At 35.4% G+C, this 18770-nt stretch carries 14 protein-coding genes, 1 tRNA gene and 4 pseudogenes; 13 read left to right on the forward strand and 6 right to left on the reverse strand.

Going from position 1 to position 18770, the window contains the following annotated elements; all coding sequences use genetic code 11:
* Together dnaG and WGMM_RS07480 are read right to left on the reverse strand one after the other, a co-directional pair.
* Positions 1 to 1460 (reverse strand): annotated as a pseudogene (gene dnaG, locus WGMM_RS02260) (DNA primase); the annotation flags it as partial.
* Between the two features lie 607 nt (positions 1461 to 2067).
* Positions 2068 to 2157, reverse strand: a pseudogene (locus WGMM_RS07480) (WPE palindromic element domain-containing protein); the annotation flags it as partial.
* Between the two features lie 195 nt (positions 2158 to 2352).
* Here WGMM_RS07480 and ubiG point away from each other — a divergent pair.
* Positions 2353 to 3527: pseudogene (gene ubiG / locus WGMM_RS05665) on the forward strand (bifunctional 2-polyprenyl-6-hydroxyphenol methylase/3-demethylubiquinol 3-O-methyltransferase UbiG).
* Between the two features lie 11 nt (positions 3528 to 3538).
* On the opposite strand, the gene WGMM_RS02270 reads toward ubiG, so the two are convergent.
* Positions 3539 to 3979, reverse strand: a complete 441-nt coding sequence (locus WGMM_RS02270) for a TrbC/VirB2 family protein (RefSeq protein WP_010082521.1) — start codon at positions 3977 to 3979, stop codon at positions 3539 to 3541.
* 140 nt (positions 3980 to 4119) lie between these two features.
* On the opposite strand from WGMM_RS02270, the pseudogene metG reads away from it, so the two are divergent.
* Positions 4120 to 5705 (forward strand): annotated as a pseudogene (gene metG, locus WGMM_RS02275) (methionine--tRNA ligase).
* A gap of 204 nt (positions 5706 to 5909) precedes the next feature.
* On the opposite strand, the gene WGMM_RS06085 reads toward metG, so the two are convergent.
* Positions 5910 to 6944: a hypothetical protein gene (locus WGMM_RS06085; protein ID WP_038249451.1), complete on the reverse strand. Its 1035-nt coding sequence runs from the start codon at positions 6942 to 6944 to the stop codon at positions 5910 to 5912.
* A gap of 86 nt (positions 6945 to 7030) precedes the next feature.
* Positions 7031 to 8482, reverse strand: coding sequence for a replicative DNA helicase (locus tag WGMM_RS02285; protein ID WP_038249457.1), 1452 nt, complete (start codon positions 8480 to 8482; stop codon positions 7031 to 7033).
* A 114-nt stretch (positions 8483 to 8596) separates the two neighbouring features.
* Here WGMM_RS02285 and WGMM_RS02290 point away from each other — a divergent pair.
* The 4 genes from WGMM_RS02290 (at position 8597) to WGMM_RS02305 (ending at position 10877) form a co-directional block, all read left to right on the forward strand.
* Positions 8597 to 8679, forward strand: a tRNA-Leu gene (locus WGMM_RS02290).
* Between the two features lie 24 nt (positions 8680 to 8703).
* Positions 8704 to 9300 (forward strand): RDD family protein, encoded by a 597-nt coding sequence (locus WGMM_RS02295; RefSeq protein WP_038249461.1) that lies wholly within the window; start codon positions 8704 to 8706, stop codon positions 9298 to 9300.
* Positions 9301 to 9647: 347 nt separating this feature from the next.
* A complete protein-coding gene (radC, locus tag WGMM_RS02300) occupies positions 9648 to 10322 on the forward strand; it encodes a RadC family protein (protein ID WP_038249472.1) in 675 nt (224 codons plus the stop codon).
* A 264-nt stretch (positions 10323 to 10586) separates the two neighbouring features.
* Positions 10587 to 10877: a GIY-YIG nuclease family protein gene (locus WGMM_RS02305; protein WP_038249464.1), complete on the forward strand. Its 291-nt coding sequence runs from the start codon at positions 10587 to 10589 to the stop codon at positions 10875 to 10877.
* Positions 10878 to 11004: 127 nt separating this feature from the next.
* Here the strand turns inward: WGMM_RS02305 and WGMM_RS02310 are convergent, their stop codons facing one another.
* A complete protein-coding gene (locus WGMM_RS02310) occupies positions 11005 to 14409 on the reverse strand; it encodes a UvrD-helicase domain-containing protein (protein ID WP_038249465.1) in 3405 nt (1134 codons plus the stop codon).
* Positions 14410 to 14490: 81 nt separating this feature from the next.
* On the opposite strand from WGMM_RS02310, the gene WGMM_RS02315 reads away from it, so the two are divergent.
* From WGMM_RS02315 to WGMM_RS02340, 7 genes are all read left to right on the forward strand, one after another.
* Complete coding sequence (locus WGMM_RS02315; protein WP_038249466.1) at positions 14491 to 15357, forward strand: 4-(cytidine 5'-diphospho)-2-C-methyl-D-erythritol kinase; 867 nt, start codon at positions 14491 to 14493, stop codon at positions 15355 to 15357.
* Positions 15358 to 15360: 3 nt separating this feature from the next.
* Positions 15361 to 15726, forward strand: a complete 366-nt coding sequence (locus WGMM_RS02320) for an Mth938-like domain-containing protein (RefSeq protein ID WP_038249467.1) — start codon at positions 15361 to 15363, stop codon at positions 15724 to 15726.
* Between the two features lies 1 nt (position 15727).
* Positions 15728 to 16528 (forward strand): metal ABC transporter permease, encoded by an 801-nt coding sequence (locus tag WGMM_RS02325; RefSeq protein WP_038249468.1) that lies wholly within the window; start codon positions 15728 to 15730, stop codon positions 16526 to 16528.
* Positions 16529 to 16659: 131 nt separating this feature from the next.
* Positions 16660 to 16839, forward strand: a complete 180-nt coding sequence (locus tag WGMM_RS02330) for a hypothetical protein (protein WP_038249469.1) — start codon at positions 16660 to 16662, stop codon at positions 16837 to 16839.
* 5 nt (positions 16840 to 16844) lie between these two features.
* The gene (gene holA, locus WGMM_RS02335) at positions 16845 to 17837 is read left to right on the forward strand and encodes a DNA polymerase III subunit delta (protein WP_038249470.1); all 993 of its coding nucleotides are present in this window, start codon (positions 16845 to 16847) and stop codon (positions 17835 to 17837) included.
* A gap of 92 nt (positions 17838 to 17929) precedes the next feature.
* Complete coding sequence (locus tag WGMM_RS06635) at positions 17930 to 18100, forward strand: hypothetical protein (RefSeq protein WP_240991875.1); 171 nt, start codon at positions 17930 to 17932, stop codon at positions 18098 to 18100.
* A gap of 10 nt (positions 18101 to 18110) precedes the next feature.
* Positions 18111 to 18599: a Fic family protein gene (locus tag WGMM_RS02340; protein ID WP_051599618.1), complete on the forward strand. Its 489-nt coding sequence runs from the start codon at positions 18111 to 18113 to the stop codon at positions 18597 to 18599.
* Positions 18600 to 18770: the final 171 nt, after the last annotated feature.

Here is an 18770-nt window from a genome sequence, read left to right on the forward strand (position 1 = left end):
TATTACATCAATTATACGCTGTTGTAATCTTTTCATCTCATTAGTAAAATTCAAAAATGAGAAAATTGCTCAAAAATAAAATAGGACGGTTCAAAAATTTCAGGAAATTCTACGGCTATACGCAAAATTACGGCCTGATTTTGCTCTGCTTCAATTAGCTCTGGAGATTTGTTATGAAGATACTCACCTTTTGTTGCTCTAGTTTTACTATTAAAAATCTGTTTTTTGAAGCTACTTCTTAGTTCACTAGCCTTATTGTAAAAATAATCTCTGTAATACCTTCTAATACTGCTGTTGCTAATAGTATTTACATATTCCATGAACTTGTGCTCAAGAATTGAATATTTTTCCGGAGCAAGTTTTTCATAATTTTGCAAATTGCTATCGATTATGTGATGCCATAAATATTCAGAATGAAGTTTTGTTGAGTGATCAAGCGCAATCAATACGTCTTCTTTCTTGTATTCCAGTTCGTTACATATATCGTATGGATCTTTATTACTCGGCAAAGTCACAAATTTTAACGTGTATCCAGGCTCTAATATTGGCAGAGCAAGTTCTGCAACTCGAGTAGCAGCATGACGTCCAGCACTATCGCCATCCATACAGATGGAGATTTCTTTAGCAAATCTCCATAGATTTTTTATCTGCTCTGCAGAAATTGCGGTACCAAGCGGAGCAACTGCATTACTAATTCCTGCTTGATGTAGCGCTATAGCGTCCATATATCCTTCAACAACGAGTATGTGCTGTTTTTTACGTATTTCGCTTAAAGCAAAGTTTAATCCGTATAAATTCTCCCTCTTCTTGAAGAGCTGACTCTCTGGACTGTTTAAATATTTCGGCTGTTGCTCAGAACTTAGCGCACGTCCGCCAAAACCAATAACTCTCCCTGCAATGCTCTGTATAGGAAATATCAGCCGGTCATAAAAATAATCATGAAAATTTTTGTTTACTAATCCAATATCAATTAAAATTTTGTCTTCAATACCTGAAGAGTTTAAATACTCTTTCAAACCAGAGCTTGGTGCATAACCTATCTTAAATTTATCTATGATTTTAGGTGAAATCTTACGCTGCTTTAAATAATCTACAACACTTTGATTTTTTTGTGCAAACCAATTTGCAGCTAAATCAAGCGCTAAAAATAGTTTATTGTTCCCTTTTGTAATACTAAGATTTTTGGGCAGTTCAACACCTGTAACCGATGCTAATTTTTCCAATGCTTCTTTAAAGCTTAATCCTTCAGTTTGTGAAATAAATTCAAATACGTCACCACTAGCTGAACAACCAAAACAGTAATATAACCCCTTAGTATTGCTCACCGAAAAAGATGGGGTTTTTTCGTTATGAAATGGACAGAGCCCAACAAAACTATCTCCTCTTTTTATTAATCTGACTTTTTTACCTACTATGTCGGATAATAATAATTTTGATTTTATAATATCTATATGATCCATCTTGTTAAATTAGTAGTAGGATAAAAATTATATAGAATTTATACACATCTGACTCGAAATTTATTTCTATAACTAAAGCAATTTAGATTTACCGACAATGTAGCTATACAAACTCAAGAGCAATCCTGTCATCCAGGTAGCCCACAGAAACAAAAAACTTCCTTGACAAAACCTCTCCGGCGCCCTTACCATGAAACTGAAGCTATTTATTTATCTTCTCTGTACAGATTAAATGAAAAAAAACTCATCGTATCTGGCGTATCATGTTTAATTTTTTGCACTATGTGCACCTTATGTCTTATAAAATTTCTACCTACATAAGCTGAAGCGCGCTTATAAAGCGTTTAAAACATAAAAAAACGCCAACTTAAAAAATGGATAATGAATAACTAGCTACCCTAGGGTTTCTTTTGCCTTTTTTTCTGTTTAGTAAATTTCTTAACGTTCATAATTTAGATTAGTTGCGGTTTAAAAGTAGCTGAATCGCGGTTATTAAGCGTTTAGAATAAAAAAAACGCCATACTTGAAAGTATAATGTAAGTAATTAGCCAACCACGGGGGTTCTTTTGCCTTTTTTTTCGTTTGGTAAATTTTTTAATATTTATACAGAAGGTGTCATTCCAGTGCTTGATACTGGAATCCAGTTCTTATTATACAGCTATCTGGTGTACTTATTTAAAATTAAGTTTTCTAGATCTCAGTGCCAAAGCACTGGGATGACACTCTTCCTGGCGGAGATTATTCTCAAATCACAATGTTCGTACAGTTGTGGAATGAATTGCGGTATGACGTAGGAAAACCTTAGCTATAGCTTTAGAACTCCCAAAAGGTCAGAAGCATTGAATGACTTGACAGAAAGTTCAAACCCATATAAAATGTCCTTATTTCTTATATGTTAGATGTAGTATCAATTGCCTCAGATCATGCTGGTTATAAATTAAATCCGAAATAAAACCTTACCTGGAAACCCTAGGTTACAGAGTGGTAGATCGAGGCTGCACTGCTCAGCAAAAGTGCGTGGATTATCCAGACTATGCTGTTAAAGTTGTAGAAGATATAACAAGCAAAAAAGCAAATTATGGGATGTTAATTTGTGGTACAGGTTTGGGCATGAGTACTGTGGCAAATCGTTTTGAAGGAATCTACGCTGCTTTGTGTAATAGTGTTGAAATCGCAAAATTAGCTCGCGAGCATGGCAACGCAAATGTACTGTGTCTTGGTGCAGGATTTACTGCGAGTGGATTAGCAAAAGACATAGTCAAACAATTCCTCGAAACAGAATTTTCAAAAGAAAGCAGACATAAAAAACGCCTTGATAAACTCAGCAATATAACCTCTAAGAAAAAAAAAACAAAAACTTATAACGAAGATGAAATATCAAAATTCGCTAAAATGGCAGGCCAGTGGTGGGATGAGAACGGCAAATTCAAACCATTGCACATGATTAATCCTGTTAGAGTATCTTACATTATTGAGAAAATAAAAGAGTTAAAAAAATGCAATTTGAAAGAATTATCATTGCTTGATGTTGGATGCGGTGGTGGCATTTTGTCAGAGTCAATGGCACGCGTTGGCATTAACGTTGTGGGAATAGATGTATGTGAAGAAAACATAAAAGTAGCGCATTCACATGCAAAAAAAGTAGGGTTAAATATAGAATATATACACACCAGCATTGAAGAGCTAAGCAATTACAAGAAGTATGACGTGGTTCTGTTGATGGAAGTAGTTGAACATGTGGATAATTTAGAGCTTTTCATGAAAAAAGCGATAGAACTGCTAAAACCGGAGGGGTTAATCTTTATATCCACAATAAATAGAACTATTAAATCCTTTTGTCTTGCAATAATTGGTGCAGAGTACATATTAAATTGGCTGCCAAAAGGTACACATAACTGGAATAAATTTCTCAAGCCGTCAGAAATTGCAAATCACTTAAGAGAAAATAATGTAACGCTGCAAAACATGGCTGGCATGGAGTACAACGTAATAAAGCGTGAGTGGAATCTAACTAAAGGCGTGGATGTTAATTATATACTCTGCGGTTTGTTAGATTTAACTCTATAAAAGCACCATTTTCACTTCCAATACTTTGAAGGATCTTGGCCAGCTTTTATACAGTAGCCTTTATTAGTTAGCGCCCAACCGGAACGACAAGCATAACCTGTACCTACACGTTCATATCCAGGAGCAGCAACACACTTTCCATTCTCCAAGGTTTGACCTTTAAAAAGACAACAAACTTCTTTTTCTGTTACCTTTGTTACAATTTGAGGAGCACCAAAAAACACAGCAACAAACATACCCAGTGCGAAAAGTGCAGGCCAAGGCATTCTGCCAAATATTGCAAGTAAGCTTGAACCAATTATTACCACTGTAATCATTGGTCCACCTATTCCATGAACGTAACCTATTACATTACACATTACATCTGTTGCTCCATCAGCGTGTGCATCAAATGCATAGAAAACTATAAATAGAATTACAAGAAAATTTCTCATTGTTCTTTCAATAATCATGCCTGATTGTTTCTTATTTTAATAAAATTTCAATAAATAGCTTTTTTCAAAAATTATGCTTAACCCAATCAATATTTATTTATTACTGCCTTTTTTAATACTATAATTAACTCAGTTGATTTTTATCAAAATGCGAAACCATGGAACAATTCGAGAACTTTTACATCACCACGCCAGTATATTACGTAAACGATAAGCCGCATATTGGTCATGCATACACTTCTCTCTTGTGTGACGTGGTGGCAAGGTTCATGAAACTAGCTGGGAAAAATGTCAGATTTACCACCGGTACAGATGAACATGGACAAAAAATAGAAAAAGCAGCTAAAGCAAAGGAAATGCAGCCAAAAGAATTTACAGATGATGTGAGCGTTTCATTTAAAGAATTGGCTAAGTTCATGAATTTTGAGTATGACGATTTTATTCGCACTACGGAGGAACGTCACAAAAAAGCAGTTATAGCTTTATGGAATAGACTTGAAGAGAGAGGGCAAATATATTTGGATTCCTATTCGGGTTGGTATTCAGTTCGTGATGAAGCATTTTATCAGGAATCAGAGCTGATAGATGGCAAAGCACCAACAGGCGCAGAAGTTCAGTGGATAAAAGAAGAGAGTTACTTTTTTCGCTTGTCAAACTGGCAAGACAAATTACTGGAACTCTATAAAAATCAGCCAAGTTTTATCTTCCCTGAGAGCAGAAAAAATGAAGTAGTATCGTTTGTAAGATCAGGGCTCATTGACCTCTCAATCTCTCGCACTAGTTTTAACTGGGGAATAAAAGTACCAGGTAATGACAAACACGTAATCTATGTCTGGATAGATGCATTAACCAATTATCTTACATCAATAGGTTTCCCTAGTACTGAAGGTGAGGAATATAAGAGGTTTTGGGCAGAACCAGAAACACAGATTTCAGTGTCAAGCACTGGAATGACGCCGAACCTAGCTGACAGCTCTTTCAACGTTCATGTAATCGGTAAAGACATATTGCGCTTTCATGCTGTATATTGGCCAGCGATTCTCCTTGCAGCAGACCTGCCACTGCCAAAACAAATTGCAGTTCATGGTTGGTGGTTGAACGAGGGAGAGAAAATATCCAAGTCCCTTGGTAATGTCATAGATCCAATTGTCCTCGCTCAAGAGTTTGGTGTTGATCAGCTACGCTATTTTCTCCTCAGGGAAGCAAGCTTCGGCCAAGATGGCAACTTTAGTAAGAAAAATATGATCAGCCGGATAAATTCAGAACTGGCAAACAACATAGGCAATTTAGTACAAAGAACAATTTCATTTTTACACAAGCAATGTTCTGGAATTGTACCAACAATCGATCAAAGCCTACTTACAGGTGAAGAAAGTCTTCCAGGTTGCAAAGCTATACTCGATCAAGTGATGAATCACCTATCAAAGTATGAATTTAGCCATATCTTACTTCTAATTATCAACATCTCTTCTGAAGCCAACGCTTATATAGACAAAAGTGCACCCTGGTCATTGAGCAAAACTGACAGAGAGCGCATGAATTTAGTAATTTACAAGTTACTGGAATATATCAGGATAATAGGCATTTTATTCCCAAGTCAGCAGAGATGATACTAAATCAACTGCAAATTCCGAAAGAACAACGATATTTAAAATCTTTGTGCGACGCGTGCGTAAGTTCAGGCGTAACATTGCCTAAACCTACGCCGGTTTTTTTGAGGGTTGATGCTAAAGAGGAGAAATAGTGTAAAAACTATTTCTCCTGGATGGGATTACTTTTATTGACTAGGGAACGTACCATTGTTTACAGACGTACTGTTGCCCATAGATGATGCTACAACTCCATTAAGTACTGTAGGAATATATGGTGCAGCATAATATAAAACAGCAGTACCACAGAGTCCTATTCCAGTGGTCACTATTTTAGCTACCTTAGCCTTAGCCCATGCCTACCAGCCTTGACCATTTTCTTCTTTAGCTGGCTGACTTTCTGGGCTAGAAATCTCAGTACCTTTTTCATCACCAGATTCTGCATCATAAAATACATCCTGATCCTCAGAAAGACTCATTAAATAACTTTTAGCAGGATCAACATTTAAATGATCAAGTTGCTTAGGAACGTTATCAATACTTAAATAATCCAAACTATTAGCTCGTTGCTTTTGCTCACTGGAAAGAACCTCAAGATTTAAATAATCCAAACGAGTTAGTTCTTGCATGCTAGGTTTAGATCCATCTTCACGCTTAAACTGCTCTTCCGGACTAGAAACCTTAGTACCATAAATCCTACTGTACAAGCTGCTTCCAACGCTGTTAAGTGCTTCTCTTACAGATGCAATTGACGCATCATAAGTATTTTTCAAGCCACCTCCAATACCACTAAGTGTTCCTTTTGTAGACTCAGTTGATGGCACATAATTATCGTAAGCATATTTGCCAGAATACAAGACACCATTAACTGCTTCTTTTGCAAACCAAACAGTGCTATTAACTGTTCCTTTTGCAAGCTGAACAGTGCCATCAGCAATTGCCACTTTTAATTTGTCTTCTTCTATCTTTTTATTTTTTTCAGCTAGTTGAGTTTTTTGCTCAGAACTTTTCTGCTTTTGAGTGCGTACCTGATCTTTTAACTTAGAATTTTCTTCCTCTTTAGCTTTTACTTCCGCTTCTTTTTTAGGTAGTTGAGTTTTTTGCCCAGAAATTGTTTGCTCTTGAGCTTTCATTTTATTTTTTAACTCAGAATTTGTTTTGTTCTCACTAATTGCTTTATGCGAAAGTGCAATAGTTACAACAGAAAACACAGCATAACCAATAATAAATGGCAGGCCAACACTTAATGCTGCAACTGGAGCTAAGAAACCAATATAAGGAGCTGCAGCAAACACTCCAGATGCTAATAAAGTGAAAGTAGCCAGAGTTCCAGCTATATAATAGGGTACATTGTTTTTATTCATCATCTCACGTATTATAAAATATAATACCATTATAAAAGGATTTTTAAGAAGTTGTCAAGCTATCTTTACATAAAAAAATAATTGATAAACTTGGGAACAAGAAGATTGCTGCCAAGCTATGAACTATGCCTTTCCGTGTAATCTTTAAATGTACCTCTGTTAGAGTCAAAATATAGCTTCACACTGCCAATTGGTCCATTTCTCTGCTTTGCAATAATGAGCTCTGCAATGTTTCTAATTTTTTCCATTTTCTCTTGCCATTCCCGATGTTTATTGTTTCCTTCATTTGGCTGTTTTCTTAGTTCATAATACTCTTCTCTATAGAGAAACATTACTATATCTGCGTCTTGCTCTATGCTCCCTGAATCACGTAAATCAGAAAGTTGTGGTTTTTTATCATCCCTCTGCTCAACAGAACGAGAGAGCTGAGATAGTGCAACAATGGGAATATTTAGCTCCTTTGCAATTGCTTTCAAACCCTGCGTCACTTCCGAGATTTCTTGCACTCTATTTTCATTACTCCTTTTTGTTGTTCCTCTGATTAGCTGCAAATAATCAATGAATACCACTTCTACATTATATAATTGATACAGCAAGCGTATTCTGGTGCGAAGGGCACTAATTGATAGCGCAGGGGTGTCATCTATGATGAAAGGCAGTTCAGATAATTCTGTACTAGTATTGATAAATTCATGCAATTCAAAATCACTAATTCTCCCGGTTAATGCCTTATAATAACTAATCCCTGAATCTATAGTGATCAGCCTTGCAGTTAATTGCTCTGCTGACATTTCAAGCGAGAAAAACGCTACATAGTGTTGCTTATCTGCTCTTTTTTGCAACATCTTACAAGCATTAAGTGCGATGTTTAGCGCCAATGCTGTTTTACCCATAGAAGGCCTTGCAGCTAAAATTAATAAATCAGATTTTTGTAGACCACCAAGAAGCTGATTTAGATCTTGAAGTCCGGTTGTAACGCCTAGCGCTTCTGGATTATTTTTCATTGTGCTGATCTTCTCAACTACATCTTTAATTGAACTTGCAAGTTTTATATATGTTTTCTCACCTTGTTTTTTTACTGCCAAATTGAACAATTTTGTCATTGCTTGTTCAATTTGCGCCTGTGCAGGATTTTCAATATCGTAGTTGTAGCTATCACCAACTATTTCTTGCCCGAGCTTAATTAAACATCTCCTTAAGTAAGTATCGCGGATTATTCTAGTCAAACTATAGATATCAAGCGCAATACTTGCCTTCGCTGCAAGCTTTGCTAAGTACTCTACCCCACCACATTCGGTAAACGCTTGGTCGTTCTCAAAAAACATTTTGAGGCTCAGTTCATTGGCAACTATACCGTGTTTCCTGGTTTTAGATATTTGCGTAAAAATACTTTGATGCAGTGGATCATAGAAATTTTCTGCTGTAATTGTGTCTTCAACTGCATCACAGATTCTATTATCACGAATCATTGCACCAATAAGCATCTGTTCAGCTTCTAGATTATGCGGTAATTTACATATTTCCTTGTCTACACTTCTTGAACCCAAGAGACTAGCTAATTCATTCATTTTAAGTTTTGAGAGTAACTGTTGATTATTGTAGAATATTTAGTCCTCATTTGAAAGATGTAAAGGCAAAAAAATTTGACTAATTCCGTGTTGCCTATAGCATTAAAACTTAATGCCCCTGTGGTGGAATGGTAGACACGGCAGACTCAAAATCTGTTGCTTGCAAAAGCATGCTGGTTCAAGTCCGGCCAGGGGCACGTTAAATATTGGAAAGTGTATATATGTTACATAAATTTTTTGATCGTTTATTTTCTATTTTTTCTTCTATAAATGTTATTCAAAAGGTAAAGAAAGATGAAAATGGGATATGTTATGTAACGGGCCTCAGGCGCTATATATCAGTATTGCTTGATTTAATTATTATCGTTTTGTTCTTGCAGTTTTGCAGCCAAGCCTTAAATCAGCTCTTTGTGAACTCAGAGGATAGCAAAATATTAAGTCAAATTGCTGCAAAATCCCCAATGCAAGCACCACTGTCTGCGGAAGAAAAGACAACGCAGAGTAGACTTATAAAATTACTAATCCTAAATCAAATAGTCCAGTTTATTATGCTCTTTTGCTATGTAATATATATGTGGGTAAGGTTTGCTGCTACACCTGGAAAACTATTACTTGGGCTTAGAGTTGTGGATGCACAAACTTTCGAAAAGATAACTTTAAGACAAGCAACAAAGAGATTTTTTTCCTTTATATTATCAGTTGCACCATTATTCTTGGGCTTTTTATGGTCAAATTTCAACAAACGCTGTCAAACTTGGCACGATAAGATCGCAGGCACAGTGGTTGTCACGAGTAAAAGCCTTAGAAGGCAGAGCTAAAAACTACTTGACACCCTTCGCCAGCCCCTTTATCATGATACTGAAGGTATTCATTTATCTTCAATCTGTGCAGATTAAACGACAACAGTATTACGTATAGGCGTCTTATTTTTAATTTTTTGCACTATGTGCACGCACTGGGATGACACCTCTGGGCACTGCCGTCGTAAAGGAACCAGTGCCAGCTACTCGGATGACAAAGGAGGACAGTGTCTCAGCTACTTTCATGACACCATTTGCTGTCTTTAAAAATGAATGTTCTTACAATTGTGCGTCATGCGCTTTATTAAATATTTTACTTAAAAATCTAATTTCTTATTATACAAGAGATAAGCAATTCATTGATGATGAAAAATTACAAAAACGGGCAATCTTTCGCGGATTCCCAGAAAATTATTTTAGATAATGGACAATCATTACTTGATTATGAGGTTTTAGAGCACATTTTATATTCAGCATACAGTAGAATTGATGTAAAGCCGATAGCAAAGAGTTTGATAGAAAATTTTGGCAGTTTGAATAAAGTTTTTAATGCTGACCTGGAAGCGCTGCAAAACGTTGATGATGTCGGCAATGCAGCGATATCTGCCATCTTTTGTGTAAAACAAGCCTTTGTTCGTTCTGCAAGAGAAGAAATAAAAGACCTGCCTATAATCGATAACTGGGAAAAATTGCTTGATTATTTAAGAATAAGTATAGGAAGCCTCAATAAGGAAAATTTTCGCGTCATCTATATGAATAAAAAGTATCGTCTAATAGCGGAAGACCTGCAAAATATTGGTACAGTAGATCAAACTCCTCTTTATGTCAGAGAGATCATCAAGCGCGCACTTTTGATTGGTTCAACATCCATTGTAATATCTCACAATCATCCAAGCAGAGATACACAACCTTCAAATAGCGATATATCTCTCACTAGACAACTAGCAGAAGCTTGCCAAAGTATAGGAATAGAATTAATAGATCACATTATTATTACAATCAGTAGCTATTTTAGTTTCAAGGAAAATAGGTTGTTGTGAAAGCCTTTATAGCTACAGTATAGCCTTTCTTATAATAGTCCGAATGCGATAAGATATGTGTTTATGGCTATAGCAGGCCAGTAGCATATTACGGTCTGTTCGGATTATTGTAAAAAGAGCTATAACTTAGATTTACCGACAATCGTCATTTCGCTACGTGTTAGCGGGATCTATCTGCGGCGGCATGACGGTAAGTTTTATTGTGGTATGATGGTGTAGTATAATGTTGGTAAACCTCAGTTACTTTAGCTATAAACGATTAAGATGAAGTTATCATATATCTATATACTTACAAATAAAGCTAATAGTACATTATATATTGGTGTAACTGCAAATTTGATCAAGAGGATTTGGGAACACAAAAACAAAATTGGTTCAGGTTTTACATCAAGATATAATGTAAATAAACTTGTATATTTTGAAGAGTTTGAAGATATAAGTTTAGCTATTGCAAGAGAAAAACGCCTGAAAGAATGGCCAAGGCAGTGGAAAATTAATTTGATCAATCAAAAGAATCCTAGCTGGATTGACTTATATTACTTAGCTTTAAGATAGTTATGCTGAGATCCCGCTACTTGTTAGTGGCTGAGATACCGCGAATGAATCGCGGTATGACGGTCTGCGGCGGTATGAAGGTTCGCGGTGGTATGACGTAGTAGCTATTTCTTGCAATCAAGTTTCGTTAAAAGTCAGATTGAATGGTTAAATCTTCCACCCAAATAACCACGCACTCTACTTGCTTGTTTGGATATATTTCTTGTACTAAGGTTTTATAGATTAACATCTGTTTTTTTATTTCATTTAATAAGGAAACAGAAACGTTACGGTGTGATTTGTAGTCAATTATGATTGCTTTATCTTGCGTTATGCATAGCCTATCTAGTCGTACTAATACTGACTTGCCATCAATTGTTCCACTCAGTGTAATCTCTGATTTGCCTTCCAAATCAAACAAATAGCCATATTTTTCATTAAAGGCTAATATTTTACTGTAAATTTCATCCTTATCTTCACTGATGTTATCAAGGTATTTTCTGACCCAATTTTTTCTCCTTTCTTTTTCTATCTTGGGCATATACTGCAATATGCTGTGAATAATCAGGCCTCTTGCATAACCATCTGTCATCCCAATGCTCCTTGTTGTCATTCCAGCACTCTCACCTGTCATTCCAATACCCCTGTCTGTCATTCTAATACCCCTATTTGTCATCCCAGTGCTTGACACTGGCTTTTTTTCTCCAGGTTCCAGCGTCACGTGCTGAAATGACATCGAAGAGTGAGTAGCTGATGCTGGCTTTTCTTCTTTTTTACTGGATCCCATTGTCAAGCACTGGGATGACAGGGGAGGACGCTGGGATGACACCGAAGAGTGGGCTAAAGCAGGTGGAAGGGAAATGACCGGAACATCAAAGTAATCACGTTTTTTATAAATGTAAGGGTAGTTGGCATTCACGCATAATACTTCAACTTTTTCTTTAAATATTGGCCGTAAACCCCTTTGTTTCCTTTTATATGGTTCTCCATACTTAGTGATTAGATCATACCAAGAGTCCTTTTGCACTGGCTCTTTACTTAAGATGTATAACTCATCTTCAGCACGCGTGAGTGCTACGTATAATAAACGCAAATATTCATTATAATCCTCTAGTTTTTTCTCTCTTTTTACTTGATCGCAATAAGCGTTGTTGTTTTTTCCACACCAAAATGGTGCTTTCGTTCCATCAAAGATAATGCTTTGACTGTTTCTTGGCACTGTGTTTGTATCAACCAAAAATACTATGGGAGCTTGCAGACCTTTTGATTTGTGAATTGTCATTATTCGCACAGCATTGCGTTCTGATTGCATATCATTCTTAATCTCCGGATTATTCTTCTTGATCCATTGAACAAACGCTTGAAGAGATGGGTTCTCAAATTGCAACACAAGGTTCATAAATTCGTCTAGAACCTCGAAGCACTCAAGACCTAGCCTTGCAGCAAATTTCTTCTTACCTGTGCGCAGTATATGCGTGAATAATGCGAGAGGGGATTCTGTGCGAGATAAGTTAATGAGATAGTTTAATTCACTATAGATAACCACAGAATAATCCTGAATTCTTTCCCATAGTGAATGCTCTTTACGGTCGTATGCAATGTTAAATAAATCATCCTCGGTGAAATTAAATAGCGGTGATTTTAAAGCATTTGCAAGAGCTAGATCATTTGCCTGGAGGAGTAAAAATTCGGCCAAAGCTATTAAGTCCTGCACGGCTATATAGTCCATAATTCTAAAATAATCTCGGCCTACAACTGGCACATTTGCTTTTTTAAGTTCGCTTATTATGTAATCAACTAACACGTTTCGCTGTCGCACCAAAATCATAATGTCTCTTGGCTCTATATGGCGATCTTTAGCGACTAAAATTCGCCCTTCATTTAACCAATTGTGAATTCTGTTGGCTATTGTTTGAGCAAGTAATCGGTCTGCTATTATATAATTTTTCCTGCATGTCAGAGGAATTTGTAAAGCTTGCTGTTCTTTCTCTTTGCGCCTTGGTAACGCTGGCCAAATTTCAATATATCCTTGGTCATTTTCTCTATGTGGAACATGTTTTATTTCATTATCATTAAAAGATATTTCTGCGCGGAAGTTATTAAATATTCTATCTACAAGCATTAAAACTTCTGGAGTTGAACGAAATGACTTTTCAAGTTGGCATGATATCCAATCTCTACCACCAGTTTTCGTATGAAAGTATTGTTGCATATAGTTGAATAGATGCGGATTTGCTCCTTGAAATCTGTATATGGATTGTTTTACGTCACCAACAACAAATAAGGTTCGCTTTTCATCATTACCGGCAAAAAATTCATCGCAGAGATTTGTTATAATTTTCCACTGACTGATGCTATTGTCTTGTGCCTCGTCAACAAGGATGTGATCTATTTTTTGATCTAAGTTAAACAATACCCAATCTTTATGATCTGGGTCGCTGAGAAGATTTGTTGCTAAGTCAATTATATCATTGTAGTCAAGCAGTGCATTTTTTGATTTTTCACTATTATATAAATCAACATATACTTTAAATACACCAAGTAAGATACTGGTTCTCTTGAATATTTGATAAGAGTTCATGTCTCTTATATGGGTAAATACTACATTCTGAACGCTCTCTATTATTTGCTCTGCATCTTTGAATTTCTCCAAAATACTTTTTGTTGCAATGGATGATATGCTCTTTTTTTCGTGCGATTCTGATTTGAGAAATACCTTGGCTAGGTTTTCTATTTTGGTGTCATTCCACTTTATTCCGGTGTCATCCGAGTAGCTGACACTGGTTCTTTTTTTCTGAATCCCAGCTGGGATGACAGTAGAATAAAGTATTTCACTATAACTCTGATCTCTTTTACTGCCTTCACTTAATATCTCGGTAAGTCTTCCCACGTGCTCAATTGTTTCACTCTGTAAGTTATGAATTCCATCTGGGGCGCTCAATTTATCTTTGATATATTTCGAATCATTTGCTGATATCGATCTTTTTATACATAAAGTATAAAGCAAATCGCGTAGTTTATTTTCATCAATTTCAGTTGCAATAAGGTTGATATCATCCTGCACAGTTTCGTTATGAAGCACTTTATTGAATATGATGGAATGTAATTCTTTGCATTCGCTCAGCGTGCAATTTGGAGCAATGCCAGCTTCTATAGGAAAGCTGGAGATTAATTTGTAACAGAAAGCTTGTATGGTTTTTATAGTTAGACCAAGATTTTCCAGTTCAGAGAAAAGCCTTCTTGCTCTTGTTAAATAATCTTTATTTTTTCTGGATCCCAGTGTCACGCACTGGGATGACATTGGAAAGAAATCTAGTTGTTCTAGATCTGCTGCCAACACACTATCTGAACATATTGCCCACTTACTGAGTATGCTGTGAATGCGATTCTCCATTTCGTTTGCTGCAGCATTGGTGAATGTTAAGCAAAGAATATTTCTTTTGTTTTCTAATAAAAGTCTCAATACTCTGTCTATTAAGATTTTTGTTTTGCTTGTACCAGCGGACGCATTTACCCACACAGAGAAATTAGGATTTATAGCATTTGATCTCATCAGAAGTGCGAGAATCTTATAAAAGTTGACTAGAATAGCATTATATATATAATGTAAAAATAGTGTTAGTGAAGATATATAATGAAAGGTTTTTGTGTAAAGGCGCCTGCAAAAATCAATCTTTTTTTGCATGTTGTAGACAAAAAAGAAACAGGGTATCACTTGATTGAAGGTTTATTTGTCTTTGCTAATCTCTCTAATTTTTTGGAAATAAAAGTAGGTGAGAAGGATTCTAGATACGATAACTCTACAGTTGAATTTATAAACTCCGAGTCTAAAATAAATAACCAATATAACACTGTAATGAAAGCGGTTAATCTGCTGCTTAGGCATGCTCCTGTACGCACTAAAGTCACTGTAAAGGTGGTAAAACACATACCAATTGCTGCAGGACCTGGTAGCGGATCCTCAGATGCTGGAGCTGTGGTACGTACGCTAGGGAAGCTATGGGAGATTGATAAGACGATTTTAAATGAAATAGCCTTAAACGTTGGTGCTGATGTTCCCGCAAGCGTAGATAGCAAGCCAGTTTTTGTTAGGGGTATTGGCGAAGAATTATGCCACATTAAAAAATTCTCTTTACCTACAAATGTGGTGCTTGTGAAACCGAAAAAAAAGTTTTTGAGTACACCAGAGGTATTTTCCAAACATGAAGGAAAATTTTCTGAGCCAATTAAATGGAGCGATGACGCTGAAAAGGATTTGTTGAAGCTTCTTAAAGAGACGAGAAACGATCTTCAAGAAATAGCAATAAGCTTTGTACCTGAAATTAAGGATGTGATATCAACACTTGAGTCACAAGAAGGCTCTATACTTTCTCGCATGTCAGGCAGTGGTGTATCATGTTTTGGAATATTCGATAGTGAGGAAAATGCAAAAGTTGCTGCAGTTAATATCGGAAAAAAGCAACCAGAATGGTGGGTATGTGACACTCAATTAATAGTTTGACTTATGGATGTAACTCCCTTAATTTCCGAGAATAAAAATCTTATAAATGGTTACAGGGAAGGAAAATTTTTGGTAAACAATCAAAAATATTATGGCTCAATTATAATTTTTCCTGAAAAGGTGATTAAATTGAAAGAAAGTGATGTAAACAGCAAGGAGTATTTTGAATCTTTTTTAACAGAGGAAATAGAAATTTTGTTAATAGGTACTGGTAAAACACGCAATATACTATGTTCTTCAGTGAAGTTCTATCTTATGGAACAAAAAGGTTTAAATTTTGAATTTATGACAACAGGTTCTGCATGCAGAACCCATAATGTTCTGATATCCGAAGATAGATTTGTTGTCAGTTATCTAATAGCCATATAGCATGCTTACCCAGGACTTTTTCATCAATAGTCTAGTTGCAGTAGTCGTAATTAGCCTAGTAACAGGCGCTTTAGGATCGTTTATGATATGGCAAAGGTTATCTTATCTTGGTGATAGTTTGTCCCATTCTTCGTTGCTTGGTGTTGCACTTGCTTTAATCTTTGAGATTAGCCCATCGCTTAGCATAATGCTCATTGCAATTACATTTGCTATACTACTTTCTCTTAATTTTAACAGATTATATTCTGCTGATACGATATTGAACATTGTTACCAATGTAGTTTTATCATCGAGTTTAATACTTATGTCTTTTCTTCCATCTGGCAATAATAGTATTATTAGCTCACTGTTTGGTGATATATTAACGCTCGATCAAAGTGATATAGTATTGATTTTTTTAACCTCTGCAGTAGTTACTTTGATATTAATATTTAGATGGCGTTATTGGTTAATGATTTCAATTAATCAAGATTTAGCAGTAGTTGAGAAGATTAATGTCAATTTTGTTAGACTAGAATTTTTAATCACTCTTGCTATATTTATAGCAATTGCTGCCAAATTAATAGGGATATTACTCGTTGCTGCATTTTTGCTAATACCAGCAGCATCTGCAAGGCTCATTTCGAAAACTCCAATGGAGATGATTATTGTTGCAACAGTTTTTTCTGTAATCTCTGGGATATCAGGTCTCATGTTATCTGCAAGTTTTGATTTGTTAACTGGACCTGCAATTATACTTGTTGCAGCGGTATATTTAATTATCGCTTATTTTATAAGGCTAGTATTAAGCAGGTTGGCTTAATTTTAGTCTCGAATGTTAATAATTTTGTAATATACTCATTATAAAACATCACTATCTTAGCGCAAAATAGTTTTTGCTATACTATTATTTATATGCTAGTGATAAGTTGTTAATTTTATGGAGTAAGCAATATGAGCGAAGAAGGATTTTTTTCTAAATATATATCTAAGCCTGTGAAAAAATTTTATAATTATATTACAGGAAAAACAGAAGAGTCGGATAATGTGCAGAGTACGGCAGATGATATTGTACAAGAAAGCTCAGAGTCTTTGGATACTCATGTACAGTCAAATGAGAATGATATCATATAGATAGCATGAGGGTCACACCATCCAAAGTTAAAAAATTCCTAGAGAAACCTGATGCTTTAAGTGGTGTGTTAATTCATGGAAGTGATAACAGTAAGGTTGGTTTTTATGTACAAGAAATAATTGCTAATTTGGATGAGTATTCAGTTCAGGTGATGGATTTTGCAATAGTGAATAAGTCACCCGGTTTACTATTTTCTGAATTGGCAAACATTTCGATGTTTACCAGCAAAAAATTAATTAAGCTGATAAATGTGAGTGGAGGTATATCCAAAGAGTTAAAAAGCGTATTGGATTATAATGCAAGTGGTCATTATGTAATGATGGTAGCAAGTGATCTTCCATATAATTCTGCAACCAAAAGTTATATGGAGAGTTCAAAAATTTTTGGTGTGATTGCTTGCTATAAGGACAGCAACAGCAACCTTTATGACATTATATCAAGTTACTTAAAACAAAATGATATAAAATGCACAAATGAGATAATCTACCATTTGCAATCTTACTTTAATCATAGCAAGCTGCCTATATGTTCAGAACTTGAAAAGTTAGTTTTGTACTTAGGGGAGAGAAAAGACCTAAAACTTACTGATATAGAATTATGCTTTTCAACTTCCGGCAACGACTATGCTACACTTGATGATCTATGCTCTGCCATAGCAAGTAAAGATATGTCGCGCTTCATTAGAATTTCTGATGTATTGATATCGCAAGAAAATTTTTCACCGATAGCGCTGATTCGTATTATATCAAATTACTTTTTGCGTCTTGAAAACGTTTTGCTGTCAGTGCAAGGTGGAATGAGTAAGCTGGTTGCAATTGATCAGCTAAGCCCTCCATTGTTTTTTAAACAATTGCAGAGCTTTAAATCTCATTTGAAAAGTTTGCAACTTTCAGAACTTAAGAAGATCTTGGAAAAATTGATAAGCTTAGAAGTTACCTGTAAAAAAACTGATTTAGATCATAAAATGATTTTTCAACATGCACTGACGAGTAGCTGACTACTCAGATCCAGCCTTTCTTATAACTTCATCAAAATGTTGTATTCTAACATAAAATAGCTGCTTTTATGCCTACCGAAATTCATTTTTGAGTGTGTGTCTCACAAGTATTCTTTGCTAATAGGATATTTTCAAATATAATTGAATATATAGCTCTTTTTACAATAATCCGAACAGACCGTAATATGCTACTGGCCTGCTGTAGCCATAAGCACATATCTTATCGCATTCGGACTATTATAAGAAAGGCTATAACTAGATAAAAATACAGATATGTTTGACATTTCAAAAATTGTAATAACACCTGAAATGTTAAAATTAGTTGCTGAAATTGATGAATTTAAAGGAGCATGGCAATTGTTTGGTAATTTAGCTCCAGAACGTTTACAAATGCTCAAGAAAATTGCAACAATTGAAAGTATTGGTTCTTCTACCCGTATTGAAGGGGCAAAACTATCAGACCGTGAAATTGAACAATTATTATCCAAACTTGATACACGCTCATTTCGTTCTCTAGATGAACGAGAAATAGCCGGATATGCGTATGTGTGTGAAGAAGTATTTCAAAATTTTAACAAGATGCCATTTACAGAAAACACTATAAAACAGAGACTAAACATGCATGTGATAAACACACTTTCTAACGCAAGCAAGTCTCGTGTATCATTTTATAATTGGCGTACCGATTTTCCTAATGTTAATAAGAAACTGAGCACACATATTATTGTTATGTCCTTTCTTTTAATTACTTTTTATCTTTAACCCTTTATATTAATTGAGTAGTTTCCGATTAATACATATTTTAATTAATATTCCATATCGAATGCGTTATTAGATAGTATTTTCTTGTGCACTGCTTTACACTTAACCTCTACTCTCTAATAATTTGAAAGTCGTTGCTCTGTTCGCCGGAAAAATACAAAATTTTCTTCA

The organism is Wolbachia endosymbiont of Glossina morsitans morsitans (assembly GCF_000689175.1).
Taxonomy (GTDB): domain Bacteria; phylum Pseudomonadota; class Alphaproteobacteria; order Rickettsiales; family Anaplasmataceae; genus Wolbachia; species Wolbachia pipientis.